The 14639-nt window shown below is 51.6% G+C and carries 17 protein-coding genes and 2 tRNA genes; 10 read left to right on the forward strand and 9 right to left on the reverse strand.

Features of this window, described 5'->3' with window-relative positions; translation table 11 throughout:
- Window positions 1-9 precede the first annotated feature (9 nt).
- The 3 genes from fliQ (at window position 10) to rcsA (ending at window position 1975) form a co-directional block, all read left to right on the forward strand.
- A complete protein-coding gene (gene fliQ / locus M1D91_RS14345) occupies window positions 10-279 on the forward strand; it encodes a flagellar biosynthesis protein FliQ (protein WP_437432724.1) in 270 nt (89 codons plus the stop codon).
- A 6-nt stretch (window positions 280-285) separates the two neighbouring features.
- Entirely contained in the window at window positions 286-1080 is a 795-nt protein-coding gene (fliR, locus tag M1D91_RS14350; protein ID WP_437432725.1) for a flagellar biosynthetic protein FliR, read from the forward strand.
- Between the two features lie 271 nt (window positions 1081-1351).
- Window positions 1352-1975, forward strand: coding sequence for a transcriptional regulator RcsA (gene rcsA / locus M1D91_RS14355; RefSeq protein ID WP_437432726.1), 624 nt, complete (start codon window positions 1352-1354; stop codon window positions 1973-1975).
- A 41-nt stretch (window positions 1976-2016) separates the two neighbouring features.
- On the opposite strand, the gene dsrB is transcribed toward rcsA, so the two are convergent.
- Window positions 2017-2205, reverse strand: a complete 189-nt coding sequence (dsrB, locus tag M1D91_RS14360; protein WP_437432727.1) for a protein DsrB — start codon at window positions 2203-2205, stop codon at window positions 2017-2019.
- 128 nt (window positions 2206-2333) lie between these two features.
- Between dsrB and yodD the strand changes: the two genes are divergently transcribed.
- Together yodD and M1D91_RS14370 are read left to right on the forward strand one after the other, a co-directional pair.
- The gene (gene yodD / locus M1D91_RS14365; RefSeq protein ID WP_437432762.1) at window positions 2334-2558 is read left to right on the forward strand and encodes a YodD family peroxide/acid resistance protein; all 225 of its coding nucleotides are present in this window, start codon (window positions 2334-2336) and stop codon (window positions 2556-2558) included.
- 304 nt (window positions 2559-2862) lie between these two features.
- Entirely contained in the window at window positions 2863-3702 is an 840-nt protein-coding gene (locus tag M1D91_RS14370; RefSeq protein WP_437432728.1) for a mannosyl-3-phosphoglycerate phosphatase-related protein, read from the forward strand.
- On the opposite strand, the gene dgcQ is transcribed toward M1D91_RS14370, so the two are convergent.
- The 3 genes from dgcQ to M1D91_RS14385 all read right to left on the reverse strand — a co-directional run bounded on the left by dgcQ (window position 3657) and on the right by M1D91_RS14385 (window position 6641).
- Window positions 3657-5372: a cellulose biosynthesis regulator diguanylate cyclase DgcQ gene (gene dgcQ / locus M1D91_RS14375; protein ID WP_437432729.1), complete on the reverse strand. Its 1716-nt coding sequence runs from the start codon at window positions 5370-5372 to the stop codon at window positions 3657-3659. The two genes, M1D91_RS14370 and dgcQ, sit on opposite strands and share 46 nt — an antisense overlap.
- 95 nt (window positions 5373-5467) lie before the next feature.
- Complete coding sequence (locus tag M1D91_RS14380) at window positions 5468-5650, reverse strand: YodC family protein (protein WP_437432730.1); 183 nt, start codon at window positions 5648-5650, stop codon at window positions 5468-5470.
- Between the two features lie 79 nt (window positions 5651-5729).
- Window positions 5730-6641, reverse strand: a complete 912-nt coding sequence (locus tag M1D91_RS14385) for a DUF808 family protein (RefSeq protein ID WP_437432731.1) — start codon at window positions 6639-6641, stop codon at window positions 5730-5732.
- Between the two features lie 186 nt (window positions 6642-6827).
- Between M1D91_RS14385 and yedA the strand changes: the two genes are divergently transcribed.
- On the forward strand, window positions 6828-7739 hold the full coding sequence (gene yedA, locus M1D91_RS14390) for a drug/metabolite exporter YedA (protein WP_437432732.1): 912 nt from the start codon (window positions 6828-6830) through the stop codon (window positions 7737-7739).
- A gap of 7 nt (window positions 7740-7746) precedes the next feature.
- Here the strand turns inward: yedA and M1D91_RS14395 are convergent, their stop codons facing one another.
- Both M1D91_RS14395 and M1D91_RS14400 read right to left on the reverse strand, forming a co-directional pair.
- Window positions 7747-8208, reverse strand: coding sequence for a very short patch repair endonuclease (locus tag M1D91_RS14395; protein WP_437432733.1), 462 nt, complete (start codon window positions 8206-8208; stop codon window positions 7747-7749).
- 18 nt (window positions 8209-8226) lie between these two features.
- A complete protein-coding gene (locus M1D91_RS14400; RefSeq protein ID WP_437432734.1) occupies window positions 8227-8928 on the reverse strand; it encodes a phosphohydrolase in 702 nt (233 codons plus the stop codon).
- 590 nt (window positions 8929-9518) lie between these two features.
- Here M1D91_RS14400 and M1D91_RS14405 point away from each other — a divergent pair.
- The gene (locus M1D91_RS14405; protein WP_437432735.1) at window positions 9519-10598 is read left to right on the forward strand and encodes a porin; all 1080 of its coding nucleotides are present in this window, start codon (window positions 9519-9521) and stop codon (window positions 10596-10598) included.
- 294 nt (window positions 10599-10892) lie between these two features.
- Here M1D91_RS14405 and M1D91_RS14410 read toward each other — a convergent pair.
- Window positions 10893-10982, reverse strand: a tRNA-Ser gene (locus M1D91_RS14410).
- Window positions 10983-11075: 93 nt separating this feature from the next.
- Here M1D91_RS14410 and mtfA point away from each other — a divergent pair.
- The gene (gene mtfA, locus M1D91_RS14415) at window positions 11076-11873 is read left to right on the forward strand and encodes a DgsA anti-repressor MtfA (RefSeq protein ID WP_437432736.1); all 798 of its coding nucleotides are present in this window, start codon (window positions 11076-11078) and stop codon (window positions 11871-11873) included.
- 100 nt (window positions 11874-11973) lie between these two features.
- Window positions 11974-12049: transfer RNA gene (locus M1D91_RS14420), tRNA-Asn, on the forward strand.
- Between the two features lie 27 nt (window positions 12050-12076).
- Here the strand turns inward: M1D91_RS14420 and M1D91_RS14425 are convergent.
- Window positions 12077-13024: a LysR family transcriptional regulator gene (locus tag M1D91_RS14425; protein WP_437432737.1), complete on the reverse strand. Its 948-nt coding sequence runs from the start codon at window positions 13022-13024 to the stop codon at window positions 12077-12079.
- 91 nt (window positions 13025-13115) lie between these two features.
- Between M1D91_RS14425 and M1D91_RS14430 the strand changes: the two genes are divergently transcribed.
- Complete coding sequence (locus M1D91_RS14430; protein WP_437432738.1) at window positions 13116-13592, forward strand: GNAT family N-acetyltransferase; 477 nt, start codon at window positions 13116-13118, stop codon at window positions 13590-13592.
- A gap of 54 nt (window positions 13593-13646) precedes the next feature.
- On the opposite strand, the gene cbl is transcribed toward M1D91_RS14430, so the two are convergent.
- Entirely contained in the window at window positions 13647-14597 is a 951-nt protein-coding gene (gene cbl / locus M1D91_RS14435) for an HTH-type transcriptional regulator Cbl (protein ID WP_437432739.1), read from the reverse strand.
- Window positions 14598-14639: the final 42 nt, after the last annotated feature.

A 14639-nucleotide genomic window follows, 5' to 3' on the forward strand; every position in this document is an offset into this window, starting at 1 on the left:
GAGTAAAGAATGACACCCGAATCAGTCATGATGATGGGCACCGAGGCCATGAAAGTGGCGCTTGCCCTCGCTGCCCCGCTCCTGCTTATCGCGCTGGTGACCGGTCTTATCATCAGTATCCTGCAGGCTGCGACCCAGATTAACGAAATGACGCTGTCATTCATTCCAAAAATCATCGCGGTATTCGTGGCGATCATCGTTGCCGGCCCGTGGATGCTGAACCTGCTGCTGGATTACATGCGCTCCCTGTTTACTAACCTGCCGTACATCATCGGGTAAGCGGCAATGTTGCAGGTTTCCAGCGATCAGTGGCTTGCCTGGCTCAGTATGTATTTCTGGCCATTCGTTCGCATCATGGCGTTAATTATGACCGCCCCTATTCTGAGCGAGCGGAGTATCCCGAGGCGGGTGAAAGTGGGTCTGGGCCTGATGATTACGTTTATTGTCGCCCCGACGCTGCCTGTCAATAACACCACTATCTTTTCCGCAAGTGCCGTCTGGATGATCTTCCAGCAAATGCTGATCGGCATTGCGCTGGGCTTTACGATGCAGTTCGCTTTTGCCGCCATTCGTACCGCTGGGGAGTTGATCGGCTTGTCGATGGGCCTCTCCTTCGCCACCTTTGTCGACCCCACTAACCACCTCAACATGCCGGTTCTGGCGCGACTGGTAGATATGCTGGTGTTACTGCTGTTCATGACCTTTAACGGCCATTTATGGCTCATTTCGATGCTGGTGGACACCTTTCACACGCTGCCTGTCGGCGGCGATCCTATCAACAGTAATGCGTTTATGGCACTGACGCGTGCGGCTGGCATGATTTTCCTGAATGGACTGATGCTGGCGTTGCCCATTATTACCTTGCTGCTCACAGCTAACCTTGCGTTAGGTTTGCTCAACAGAATGGCCCCCCAGCTGTCCGTGTTTGTGATCGGCTTTCCCATTACCTTAAGCGTTGGCATGTTGCTCATGATGGCAATGATGCCGCTTATTGCTCCTTTCTCCGAACGTTTATTTAGCGAGATATTCAATCTGTTAGCGGATATTGTGAGCGAGTTACCCCGAAATACTATTCCCTGACGACCTCATGGACATCTTGAGGATAATCCTAAAGTGAAACTGGCGTAATACCCCCCACGATATACCCCACGCGGTTTAATTGTTTTTAGCACTCTCACATAACCTAAGATTTACTTTACTTTAAGATGATTCCTGGCAAATTATACGTAACTTTACGGGATAGTGGTTTCGCCTGAGGTCTACATCCTGCTCATTGTTATTACTATTTTGTTTTGTGATTCAGACCTTTGGCGAGGGTGAATTATCGTTACGCATTGAGTGAGGGTATGCCATGTCAACGATTATCATGGATTTATGCAGTTATACCCGCCTGGGACTAACGGGGTATCTGGCGAGTCGGGGGGTTAAGAAGCGAGAAATCAACGATGTAAATACCGTTGAAGAACTTGAATCAGTATGTTCCGCGCTACAGCCATCGGTGGTGTTTATTAATGAGGATTGCTTTATTCACGACCCGGTAAGCAGTCAACATATCAAAGAAATCATTAATCAACATCCTCGTACTTTATTTATCGTTTTTATGGCAATAGCCAATATTCATTTTGATGAATATCTGTTAGTCAGAAAAAACTTATTGATCAGTTCAAAATCTATTAAGCCTGAATCTCTGGATGTCTTTTTAGCCGATTATCTTAGTAAAGAAAAAAAGAATATTGCCCTTGCTAATTTACCTACGCTTTCCCTGAGTCGCACGGAATCAAGCATGCTGAAGATGTGGATGTCCGGGCAGGATACGATTCAGATTTCGGATCAAATGAATATCAAGGCAAAAACGGTCTCATCACATAAGGGAAATATTAAAAGGAAAATTAAAACGCATAATAAGCAAGTGATCTATCACGTGGTCCGCCTGACGGACAATGTTACCAGCGGTATTTTCGTCAATATGCGCTAAACCCAAGGGCTTCACCCTCCTTGCCGGGAGGGCGAATTTAACTATTCGACTTTTTCGACAAAAACCCCGTCCGGATGGTCCTTTTCATTAAAGAACCAGATACCGAGCGGGTAATCATCAAGCGAAACCAGGTACATTGTCCCTTCACTGAATTCTTCTATCGCCAGCACCACTCCCGGGCGGCGTGGACCACCGTCCGTCTTGACCGTCACACGATCGTTAACCTTCATAACGCTCCTCCTGTCTGATTTGTGCCAGTGTAGAACAATTCTCATTACCTGACAGCGTCCTGGCGTTCAGCTGGCTATTTTTTCTACCGACTATACTTAATCCTGGCTCAGCCGATGAGGTAAGCATGATGAAAACCGACAAAGCGAACAACGGCACCGTCAAAGGTGACGTGGACGTGGATGCGTTGCTGGCTGCAATCAATGAGATTAGCGAAAGTAACGTCCGGCGCGTGGACGACAGCGAAGGAGAGCGGGTCAGCGTCGATGGACGGGAGTTTCATACCTGGCGTGAACTGGCGGAGGCTTTTGAACTGGATGTCCATGATTTCAGCATCAGCGAGTTAACCCGCTGAAATAAAAAATCCCGGTCATGAGTGACCGGGACAAAGCTTGCTCTCGCAAGAAGCACTTAAAAATTCGTTACATCAGGGAATCTGATGTAGCACGCACTGTATCCGCAAACTATTTGCAAGACAAGGATATATTTGGGGTCTCAATCATTAGTTTTGAAATATATTTCAGGCACATAATTACGCAAACGTAAGGCTGGCGCGTCCTCCAACCCGCATCTTGCTAAGGCGGGCGGAAAGCGGCGTGGCTAAATTGAGATTTGTCTTAGCAGTAAATGCCTGGCTGATAACAACTACAGGAGTTTGTATGCCCACATTACACGATGCGCTGCTGGTATTTTCCGATGTTGATGGCACCCTGATGGACAATCATACCGGGGAATGGCAGGCGGCCGCCCCCTGGCTTACACGCCTGCGCGACCAGCAAATTCCGCTCATTCTCTGTAGCAGCAAAACGGCGGCTGAGATGGTCGCGATTCAGCGCATTCTGGGTCTTCAGGGCTTGCCCTTTATTGCCGAAAACGGGGCGGTTATCCAGCTGGATGAACACTGGCAGGACAGCGCTGATTATCCACGTATTATTCAGGGCGCGTCACACGACGAAATCTTTAGCGTGCTGTCTCAACTGCGCGAACGGGATGGGGTTAAGTTTACCGCCTTGAGCGAGCTGGATGAGCATGCGCTGGAAGAGGTAACCGGACTTCCCCCTGCTCAGGCGGGGCTGGCACGTTTGCAGGAGGCGTCGGAAACGGTCATCTGGCGCGACAGTGACGAACAGCTGGAGACATTTAATACTACGCTGGCAAGCCTGGGTCTGCGCTTCGTACAGGGGGCGCGATTCTGGCACGTACTTGATGAACGCGCCGGGAAAGATCGGGCGGTGAACTGGCTGACGCGTCAGTATCACCATTATCACAACCGCGCTTTCACTACGCTTGGACTGGGAGATGGGCCTAATGACGCCCCCTTACTGGACAACGTCGATTTTGCCATTGTGGTTAAAGGATTAAACCGTCAGGGTATTGAGCTGCGGGATGACACTCCCTCGCGCGTTTATCACACCACCCTTGAAGGCGCGGCAGGCTGGCGCGAGGGGATGGATCACATGCTGGGTGGCGCGGACGATGCGTCCTGCGCACAAACCTGATTACGACCAGAACGTTTGGCGACGTATAAACGGCTGTCGGCAACGGATTGCAGGTACTGAAAATCATAGTTACTGGTTTCCTGGGCGCTGCTCACCCCGAATGAGGCGCTGATACGGATGGTCTGACTTTTGGTCACCAGGATCTCTTTGCCACTGATGCGCGCCCGAATGCGCTCTGCAATGCGGGCAGCCTCCTCAAGGGTACTACCGGGGAGAAGAACGCAAAACTCTTCCCCGCCTACCCGACCTGCCATGTCAGGCTCGCGCAGGGAGCTACCGATCAGGCGTGCGGCATGCGACAGCACCAAATCCCCTGCCTGATGACCGTAACGGTCATTAATATGTTTAAAGTGATCCAGATCGATTTGAATCACCGAGAAAGGAAGCTGATTCGCCACGCCTTCGGCAGAGAGCACCTTTGCCCGCTCGAATAGCGCCCCCCGGTTCGGGAGCCGGGTGAGCGGATCGTACCAGGCCTGCCACTGCAATGTGTGCTGCAGGCGGTACATATTGCTGACCATCCTGCGGATAACGCCCCAGGCAATCAGCAACATACAGGTAAAGAGCAGCCATAACAGGGCCAGCGCAATGCTTATCGAACCAAAATCCCCCCCGAGTCCTTCCCGCAGGGTGTGAACGCGCAGCATGACACCCTCAAAATGCCTTAGCTTTTCCCAGCTGACAAAACGCGCTCCCACGCGCATCCAGCCCGTCATTTCACGACTCATCGCCTGGTTGAGGGTGTGACGTTCGTCAGGGGTGAAGCCATGAAGCTGCTCATCCGCGGAGGAGAGCGAGCTCGCCAGCAGTGACCATTGACTGTCATACAGCTGATAGTCACCATCTTTTTCCGTCTGTCGCGCCTCGACCAGAATCTGGCGCAATGATGTAACGGTGAAACTCATGGCTAGCACGCCATACCAGTAATTTTGGTAATCGAGCGGCACACTGGCGGTGACAACGGCGTCATTATTGCCAGCCTGATGAGCCTGATCGGTAAACCAGCGCACGCCGCGCCCCGTATTACGCGCTTCACGCTGTTGGCTAAACCACGCCCGGGTCAGCAACTGGTAGTACTCGCGGGTAATAGTGTCACGGGGCGTGACCGGGTTCGTAGAGAGATAGAAGCCCGCGCGGGAAACGTACCAGGCCTGACGCGGGCGCATCACCGATGTCGAGGCCAGCCGGAACAGATAACCCAGCTCAAGGGCGGCGGTGAGTTCGTTATGCAGGAGTTCGTTATCGCGGCTCAGTAAGGGGCTCTGATCGACAGAGTAATCTGACACGCCATACAGCGGGAGTGTTCGTCGGTTATCCAGTTCAATCTGCCAGTCAGGAAGCATTCTCTGACCTTCAAATTTTCCCTGCACATTACGTAACACCTCAAAGGCGAGCGGCGTTTGCAGCGCGCCCTGCATACCGTTGCGGAAAAAAATCAGGCGATCGACGCCGACCTGTAACTGCCTGTCCAGCTCATTGCTGACGTTATCCAGTGCATTGCGCTCGCTGGCAATATAGGCATCCCGGAGAACCACCACTTCTCGCCATGTGAGGAGAGTGGAGCAGACGAGGACGATAACGAAGCAAAGGTTAACCACCCAACTGGGATCGAACCCTTTTTTTAGCCTCTCAAGCCTCGAAGGGCTTTTTACGACGCTGGTCTGTCGCACAGTCACTCCCTGGGATGGTGAAAGGTAGCATTACGTTGCCCGCAGACGATGCGACCCTAAATGAAAACGCCCGGGCATGCCGGGCATTTCAATGGCTATGCTTGTTCGCAAGCGCACTGTCGGGTGCCAGAAACCAGCTCCTCTTCCCGAAAGGCTTCACGTTTTACGGCATATCCGTCATACCAGCGGCATTCAACCATGCCACTGGCATAACCGGTCACTATCATGGCAGGGCCGCCGTTTTTCGCTGTCACTTCATCACTGACCAAAAAGACCATTATTGCCTCCGGCATCAGGGTGAAACGTTTTCACCTTAGACGACATTGTCATGAATTGCGTAACAACGGACCTCCCTTTTTATGATTTTCCTTTGCGCAGTCCGGAGACGGCTTTGACCGCCAGCAGCACGATGGCGCCTACCACCAGCCCCGTTAACAGGTTTGCCAGCATGGGCAGCAGGGCCTGTAAAATGGCAGGGTAACCGGCAGCAAAGGACTCGATAGCATGGTGCAACGGTGCTATACCATGTACCACGATCCCCCCGCCCACCAGAAACATAGCCAGCGTACCGACGACCGATAAAACTTTCATCAGCCAGGGGGCGACAATTAACAGTCCCTTGCCGATGACCTGCGCCAGCATGGCTTTCTTTTCAACCAGCCAGTAACCCATGTCATCCAGCTTAACGATGATACCGACCAGGCCATATACTCCCAGCGTCACTATCAGCGCAATGCCTGACAGCACCAGAACCTGGTTGAGCAGAGGCGCCTCCGCCACAATACCCAGCGTGATAGCGACGATTTCGGCTGAGAGGATAAAGTCCGTACGTATTGCGCCTTTCACCTTGTCACGCTCAAATACTTTAGGATCCTGCGCGGCTATCGCCTGAAGACGCTGTTGTCTCACTTCCGGGCTTTCGGGGTGCTTACGCGCATGGAGGGTATGAACCACTTTCTCCAGCCCTTCAAAACACAAAAAGGCCCCGCCCACCATCAATAAAGGCGTAACCGCCCAGGGGATAAACGCACTGATGAGCAACGCCAGCGGAACCAGAATGACTTTATTAAGCAGCGAGCCTTTCGCTACGCTCCAGACCACCGGCAGCTCACGGTTTGCACGTACCCCCGTCACCTGCTGCGCGTTCAGGGAGAGATCATCCCCCAGTACACCTGCTGTCTTCTTTGCCGCCAGTTTACCCATCACTGAAATGTCATCCAGCAGTGTGGCAATGTCATCCAGAAGAGTTAATAAGCTACTTCCTGCCAAAATATCCTTCCTTATTAAAAGCCGTCATGATCGATTCACCACCTAAGTATGATGTAAAAAGCGAGGTACGAAAATCGCTTGAGCACTGGCAACAGAAATTTAACAGTAAAACACCACTCGCCTCTCGCAAGTCCGATAGTTTTCGCGTTAACTATATGCTTCCTTTTTATTTCGCAGTGAGGGAGTATGCGATTCCGGCACGTTCTACCGCTTCTGGGTTCACTTTTTGCACTTTATATTATCTGGGGTTCCACCTATTTTGTTATCCGCATAGGCGTTGAGAGCTGGCCACCGTTTTTGATGGCAGGGACACGTTTTCTCTCAGCCGGACTGTTGCTGACCGCCTTTTTACTGCTGACCGGACACAAACTTCCTCCGCTTCGGCCCCTTCTGAATGCCGCCCTGATTGGCGTACTGCTGCTTGCTGTAGGTAATGGTTTTGTCACCGTGGCCGAACATCAGAATGTGCCTTCCGGTATTGCTGCGGTGGTCGTTGCGACGGTGCCCCTGTTCACGCTCTGCTTTAGCCACTTCTTTGGTATCAAAACGCGCAAGCTTGAGTGGATGGGGATTGCGATTGGTCTTGCCGGCATCATTTTGCTTAACAGCGGAGGTAACCTCAGCGGTAATCCCTGGGGTGCACTGATGATCCTTGTCGGATCCATGAGCTGGGCCTTCGGCTCTGTCTACGGTTCACGTATCACACTGCCCATCGGTATGATGGCTGGTGCCATCGAGATGCTGGCGGCAGGCATTGTACTGCTGGCCGCCTCGTGGCTGTCCGGTGAACGCCTGACGACACTGCCGACCACCGAAGGGTTTTTAGCCGTGGGCTATCTGGCGCTATTTGGTTCTATTATCGCCATTAATGCCTACATGTATCTCATCCGTAATGTCAGCCCGGCCGTGGCGACCAGCTACGCGTATGTTAATCCGGTTGTGGCTGTGTTACTGGGCACAGGTTTCGGCGGAGAATATCTCTCATCAACCGAGTGGATAGCGCTGGGCATTATTATCATGGCCGTCGTGCTGGTGACCCTTGGGAAATATCTCTTCCCGGCTCGTCCGGTTATCACTGCCTGCAAAACTGAGAAATAAGCCCCGGTTAGTGAATGCCCTGAGTGTCGATCTGCGCGGCGTCACCGCCTTCGCAGATCCACTCTTCAACGCGTTCTGACAGCGCCGGGGCTGACAGTTTCAGACGCCCACGTAATGCACACTCCCAGACCACCATCACCCGCCAGCCTTGTTCGCGCAGCAGGGCGATGTCGCGCTTGTCACGCTCAACGTTTTTACCAATTTTCTCCAGCCAGAAATCCGTGCGCGTCGCCGGCACCTTAAAGAGATAGCAGTCATGGTGATGCCAAAAACAACCGTGGGTAAAAATGACGCAGCGCTGCTCATCCAGCACAAAATCGGGCCGCCCTGCGAGATCCGCCGCCTGAACACGGTAGGCCAGTCCCAGATCATCGAGTAACGTGGCGAGGCGCTTCTCAATAGCCGTATCACGGGTCGCAATCGCGCGCATATTTTTACTGCGTGTCGCTTTATCATGAACGTCAGCCATCACCTGCCTCGCTATCACTCATTCAGAGTATGAGGGACGAAAGCGTGTGAGTATGCTCTCGTCCGTGCCGTAAAAATCGCCGCGCAGTTCAGCGGCCAGTTTCGCCATAAACTGCACCAGATACCCGGCGTTATGGCGAGCCAGCTCACGCCCTTTTGCTGTCTGCATCGTCTGCGGAAGCGAGAGCAGCTTGGTGCGAAAGTGGTCCAGGGCATACTGTTTATCGTTCAGCACACGATGGTCCGCAAAAGGATCATTGCCGTCGAATAAGGCTACGCCAAGTGCGCCGGACACGGCAAAAACTCGTGCCAGCCCTATTGCGCCCAGTGCTTCAAGGCGATCGGCATCCTGTACTATTCTGGCCTCCGGCGTTTGCGGCACAATGCCGGCGCTGAAGCTGTGCGCCTCAATGGCATGCATTATCCCGTCGTAGCATTCGCAGGGAAAATCAGGGAAGTCGGTTTGCAGAATGTCGCGGGCTTTGCGTGCAGCCATTTGCGATGCCTGATGGCGTTGCGGATGATTTTTGGGCAGGCTCACGATGTCGTGAAAGTAACAGGCAGCCAGAATGATCCGCTCGTCCACGGATTCCCCTTCACATAAATGCTGCGCCGTTTGCCATACCCGGCGAAAATGGGTCACATCGTGCGCGGCATCGGCCCCGGTATAATGTTGATGCAGCCAGGCGTCAAAACGTGGCTGCCACTGCGTTACCGTCATTATCTTTCCGTTTTATCAGCACCTTCACCCCTTCTTTTTTGTATCCGCTCAGGCGGGTGAAACAGCCTGAGTGCATTTTCGGTGGAGCTTATCTGTTTTAATATTTTAATGAATAATTTCAGCCTTTGCATTTGAAGAATGAATTATTTAATTTTCAGACACAGATCTGTATTTTTCCGCCAACCTGTGACATTATTTGCAGGCTAACTGCATTGAGTAGCTTCTGATTTATTAACACTTACTTTTGCCTTCCTCAGGAATACCCGAACGTCAGTTCGGGTTTTTTTCATATAGACCCAGCAAATAGTTCATAAAAATATATTCACAACCAACATTTCATACATTAAGGCATTGTAAAATTCGCCATCCATAACTTAAATCACATTTGATTCAATCATTGCATGAATATGCTTAATTATTTGAATTCATGGCAAAAATATAACTCCTTGATGAAATATTTTGCAATATTTAAACCCATTTAGTTACATCTTTGTCGTAAATTTAAATGAACTTCATAGAATAGTATCAAGCTGTAATTTCGGATGAAGTTACTGACATTCATAAAAATTATGATCTTAAGGGAATAGATTATGAAAAGAAAAGCACTGGCACTGGTAATTCCAGCGTTATTAGCCGCAGGCGCAGTTAACGCAGCAGAAATTTATAATAAAAACGGTAATAAAGTTGATTTTTACGGCAAAGTCGTTGGTGAACGAGTCTGGACAAACACCGATAACAGCAATAGCGAAAATGCCGATACCTCTTATGCGCGTATTGGTATTAAGGGTGAAACCCAGATAAATTCCGAACTCACAGGCTTCGGTCAGTGGGAATATAATATGAAGGCGAATACCCCTGAAGGCACCCAGGATGAGAGCACCCGTCTGGCGTTCGCAGGGCTGAAGTTCGGTCAGTTTGGCTCATTTGATTATGGTCGTAACTACGGCGTGGCCTATGATGTGGCGGCCTACACCGATATGCTGGTCGAATGGGGTGGTGACTCCTGGGCTGCAGCCGATAACTTTATGAATGGTCGTACCAACGGCGTTGCCACCTACCGCGTGACCGATTTCTTCGGTGAGGTTGAAGGCCTGAACCTGGCGCTGCAGTATCAGGGTAAAAACGATAGTGATCATAGCGTGACCCAGCAGAATGGCGACGGCTACGCGATGTCTGCCTCCTATGATTATGAAGGCTTTGGTGTTGCTGCAACCTATGGCAAATCCGATCGTACCGACGAGCAGTCCTTAGACCGTAAAGGCGACAACGCTGAAGTCTGGTCAATTGCTGCGAAATATGATGCTAACGATATTTATGCCGCAATGATGTACGGCGAAACCCGTAACATGACCGTCGAAACAGATAAACAGTTCGCCAACAAAACACAAAACTTCGAAGCCGTTGTGCAGTATCAGTTTGACTTCGGTCTGCGTCCATCACTCGGCTATGTTTACTCTAAGGGCGATGATCTGAGCCGTCGCGGTAAATTCAAAGGCGGCGATGCCTCGCGCGTGAATTACATTGAAGTGGGTACCTGGTACTATTTCAATAAAAATATGAACGTTTACGCGGCCTATCAGTTCAATCTGCTGGATGACACTCACTACGTCAAAGAAACCGGCACCAATAAAGATGACCAGTTCGCGCTGGGTATCGTTTACCAGTTCTAAACTTATCCCCGCTCACTCAAGCCCGCAGACTGCGGGCTTTTTATGCCTGCCCCTGCATCGCCCTCTTTACTCTGGCACCCTCGTCGGATTTGCACTTCATTACGCTACCGGTTTTCTGGCTACGCTTTAAAAAAGAAGAGAGGCCACAAAATGAGAAAAAGGATTTCACTTCGCGGCGAATAAAAGCGTAGATTGCGTTACGTTTATGAGAGCTATGCACATGACAGGTTTGTCCATGATGTGTAACATTCATGGCCTTCAGGCGGGAGATTTCGGAAGGAAATCAATAAGAAGTGGCGGAGAGAGGGGGATTTGAACCCCCGGTAGAGTTGCCCCTACTCCGGTTTTCGAGACCGGTCCGTTCAGCCGCTCCGGCATCTCTCCGTTTCAATGGTTGCCATCATGCCAGGTTATTTGGCATTTTAACAGCCCCTCTCCCGTGAATGGGGTTCAAGTGGCGAGTTTGCGAGCAAAGCGATGATAAAGTGGCCCTGGAAAACGAAAGAAACTTCCCAAGACGCTGAATTTCCGTGGGAAGATGCGCTGAATATCCCTCTACTGGCGAGTCTGACTTTAGAAGAGCAAACGAAGCTGGTGCATCTGGCTTACCGTTTTTTGCAACAGAAACGGTTGGTTGCGCTGCAGGGTTTCGAGCTTGATGCCCTCAAGAGCGCCCGGATTAGCCTGATATTTTGCCTGCCCGTGCTCGAACTCGGTCTCGAGTGGCTGGACGGCTTTCATGAAGTCCTCATCTACCCTGCCCCGTTTGTGGTGGATGACGAATGGGAAGATGACATCGGGCTTGTGCACAGCCAGCGCATGGTCCAGTCAGGCCAGAGCTGGCAGCAGGGTCCTGTTGTCCTCAACTGGCTGGATATCCAGGACTCTTTTGATGCTTCGGGTTTCAACCTGATCATTCACGAAGTCGCCCATAAACTCGATGCCCGCAACGGCGACCGTGCAAACGGCATCCCTTATATTGCGTTGCGTGAAGTTGCCGGATGGGAACACGACCTGCGTGCCGCAATGGACAACATTCAGGATGAAATCGATCTGGTGGGAGAAAGCGCGGCGAGTATCGATGCTTATGCCGCAACCGATCCCGCTGAATGTTTTGCGGTCTTGTCCGAATACTTTTTCAGTGCCCCGGAACTCTTTGCCCCTCGTTTTCCGCTGCTCTGGCAACGGTTCTGTGCCTTTTATGGTCAGGATCCCTTAACCCGGCTGCGCGACAGGCCCCATGCACCAGATACGCATGAGAAACGCGTACATTAAAACCACAGCCTGCGGTTTAATTAATCAATTGAATCAGCAGGTTAAATTTAGCGTTGACACACCCCGACGTGGCAAGTAATATGCGCCCCGTTCACACGATTCCTCTGTAGTTCAGTCGGTAGAACGGCGGACTGTTAATCCGTATGTCACTGGTTCGAGTCCAGTCAGAGGAGCCAAATTTTAAAAAGCCCGCTTAAGGCATCTTAAGCGGGCTTTTTGCTCTCTTTCGCGCAAATTTCCTGTCTCAGTACCAGCAACGTCTGCTTCAGCCAGTCCGTTACCGCCCGTTTACCGCTGCGCTTATGTGAATAAATTCTCACTTCAAACGCCGGTACGTTAAAGGGTAAAGGAAATATCTTCACCGGAGCGGCGGAAGACAATTTTTCTGCCGCATAGCGCGGCATCGCCATCAGCAGGTCACTCTGCGCAACCATAAAAGGCGCACTGAGCATAGAGGGTGTTTTTACCGTCACCTGACGCGCATGGCCCATCTGCGCAAGCTGCAGATCCAGTATCCCCATTTTCTCATTCCAGGGGGTCACCACTACATGCCGCGCGGCGAGATACTCATCCAGCGTTAACCCGTTGCGGGCACGATTGCTGATAACCACATATTCATCCTCAAACCAGCCTATCTCATCGAGTTCAGGATGACCCCTGTCATCAGGGGCGCTGAAACCCAGCGCCAGATCGATCTCTCCGGCCAGTAATTCGGTAAGCGCCGGGCTGTGGGGTAAATAGCGGAGCTCAAAACGCAGACCCGGCGCCTGCTTCTGTAAGTGGTTCATCAACGCAGGGAAGATACAAAATGCCGTAAAATCCGTAATGGCAATCTGCAGGCAGTCCGTACTGGCCGAAGGAACAAATGCCGGTTGTGGCGTCAGCTCCTGATTAAGGAATTTGAGGGCGGAGGCAATCGACGCTGCGAGCGATGTTGCATACACGCTGGGGCACATGGTGTGGCCCTCACGGAAGAAAAGCGGATCGTTAAGGCTCACCCGCAGTCTCGAAAGCGCATGGCTCAGTGCTGACGTGCTCATCGCCAGCTCCTCTGCCGCCAGCCTTACCGAACGATGTCGGTAGATGGCATCGAACACCAGCAAAAGGTTTAAATCGAGACGCCGCAGAACTGAATGCATAATATTCATCAACCAGTGATTTCATTGCACTTAATTCTTTTAACGATAACGCTTATGCTTGGCGCTATCAATGTTGACCACCCATGAAAGGACAGAAATATCAATGAGTACCCTCATCCGCCAGGCACGCCCGGCTGACGCCCAGGCCATTTACGACATGATTTATGAGCTGGCCGTGTATGAAAAAGCCCCAGAAGAGGTTGTGACGACGCCGGATGAGATCGCCGCCACCCTGTTTGGTGAAGGCAGTAAAACGGAAGCGTTGATTTGCGAAATCGAAGGAAAAATCGCGGGCTATGCCGTCTTCTTTACCAGTTACTCAACCTGGCTCGGTCGCAACGGTATCTACATGGAAGATTTATATATTTCTCCGGATTTTCGTGGCAAAGGGGCCGGCAAGGCGCTACTTAAGCACATTGCGCAATGCGCCGTACAACGAAAATGTGGCCGCCTTGAGTGGAGCGTGCTGGACTGGAATCAGCCGGCCATTGATTTTTATCTCAGTATCGGTGCACTTCCCCAGAGTGAATGGGTGCGTTATCGCCTTGACGGTGATGCGCTACGCAAATTTGCCGAATAACGCCAGTTCATTCATACCCGCCCGCGACAGCATAGCTGCGCGGGGAAAAGGTTATTAGATCTGGTAATCAATGGCCTCTTCATCGGCTTCCATAACCTGGCGTTTTATATCCTCAACGGACAGGCCCGCATTACAAAGCTCAATAAAGCGCCAGACATAGTTACGTTGTAACTGACCCCGTTTTAACCCAAGCCACACCGTGTTGGCATCAAACAAATGACGGGTATCGAGCCGGACAAGTTTACCCTCCTCATTCTCGCCGCTTGACTGCTCGGCAACCAGGCCCACCCCCAGCCCCAGCTCAACATAGGTTTTGATAACATCTGAATCCTGCGCGCTCAGTACCACATCCGGTAGCAGCCCTTTTCGGCCAAACGCTTCATCAATACGGGAACGCCCGGTAATGCCCTGACGATAGGTTATCAGCGGCCAACGGCTGATCTCCTCGAGTGTGAGCGGCGAACATTGCACCAGCGGATGATCCTGGGGCACCAGTAGGCTATGATGCCACCGGAACCAGGGAAATGCCGCCAGCGAAGGGTCCGTGCTCAGGCGTTCACTGGCAATGCCAATGTCTGCACCACCGTTGTGCAATAACGCCTCAATCTCCTGGGGCGTCCCCTGGATGAGTTCAAGACGCACTTCAGGAAACAAAGCGCGGAAAGATTTTATCACCGACGGCAGGCTGTAACGCGCCTGGGTATGGGTCGTGGCGATAGTCAGAACGCCTGAGGTATCGTTGGTGAAGAGATCGGCAAGGCGACGCACATTGCTGGCTTCATTGAGAATGCGTTCGGCAATGACCAGTAGCGCTTTACCCGGCTCGGTCATGCCCAACAGACGTTTACCGCGACGGATGAAAATCTCAATCCCCAGCTCTTCTTCAAGCTCCCGGATATGACGACTGACACCCGACTGTGATGTGTAAAGCATATTGGCAACGTCGGTAAGATTAAAATCCCGGCGCGCCGCTTCCCGGATAATTTTCAGTTGCTGGAAATTCACCCTTCCCTCCAGGGCCATCAGACATGACGGTATTGTTAAAGT

This window comes from Enterobacter sp. SA197, from assembly GCF_054131575.1.

What these genes read in the sequence shown, in the direction of transcription:
- M1D91_RS14430 (WP_437432738.1), top strand. Translation starts at nt 13,116, where the DNA reads ATGAGTACCCTCATCCGCCAGGCACGCCCGGCTGACGCCCAGGCCATT.
- rcsA (WP_437432726.1), top strand. Translation starts at nt 1,352, where the DNA reads ATGTCAACGATTATCATGGATTTATGCAGTTATACCCGCCTGGGACTA.
- M1D91_RS14370 (WP_437432728.1), top strand. Translation starts at nt 2,863, where the DNA reads ATGCCCACATTACACGATGCGCTGCTGGTATTTTCCGATGTTGATGGC.
- M1D91_RS14405 (WP_437432735.1), top strand. Translation starts at nt 9,519, where the DNA reads ATGAAAAGAAAAGCACTGGCACTGGTAATTCCAGCGTTATTAGCCGCA.
- yodD (WP_437432762.1), top strand. Translation starts at nt 2,334, where the DNA reads ATGAAAACCGACAAAGCGAACAACGGCACCGTCAAAGGTGACGTGGAC.
- M1D91_RS14395 (WP_437432733.1), bottom strand. Translation starts at nt 8,208, where the DNA reads ATGGCTGACGTTCATGATAAAGCGACACGCAGTAAAAATATGCGCGCG.
- mtfA (WP_437432736.1), top strand. Translation starts at nt 11,076, where the DNA reads ATGATAAAGTGGCCCTGGAAAACGAAAGAAACTTCCCAAGACGCTGAA.
- M1D91_RS14400 (WP_437432734.1), bottom strand. Translation starts at nt 8,928, where the DNA reads ATGACGGTAACGCAGTGGCAGCCACGTTTTGACGCCTGGCTGCATCAA.
- fliQ (WP_437432724.1), top strand. Translation starts at nt 10, where the DNA reads ATGACACCCGAATCAGTCATGATGATGGGCACCGAGGCCATGAAAGTG.
- fliR (WP_437432725.1), top strand. Translation starts at nt 286, where the DNA reads ATGTTGCAGGTTTCCAGCGATCAGTGGCTTGCCTGGCTCAGTATGTAT.
- M1D91_RS14380 (WP_437432730.1), bottom strand. Translation starts at nt 5,650, where the DNA reads ATGGTCTTTTTGGTCAGTGATGAAGTGACAGCGAAAAACGGCGGCCCT.
- dsrB (WP_437432727.1), bottom strand. Translation starts at nt 2,205, where the DNA reads ATGAAGGTTAACGATCGTGTGACGGTCAAGACGGACGGTGGTCCACGC.
- yedA (WP_437432732.1), top strand. Translation starts at nt 6,828, where the DNA reads ATGCGATTCCGGCACGTTCTACCGCTTCTGGGTTCACTTTTTGCACTT.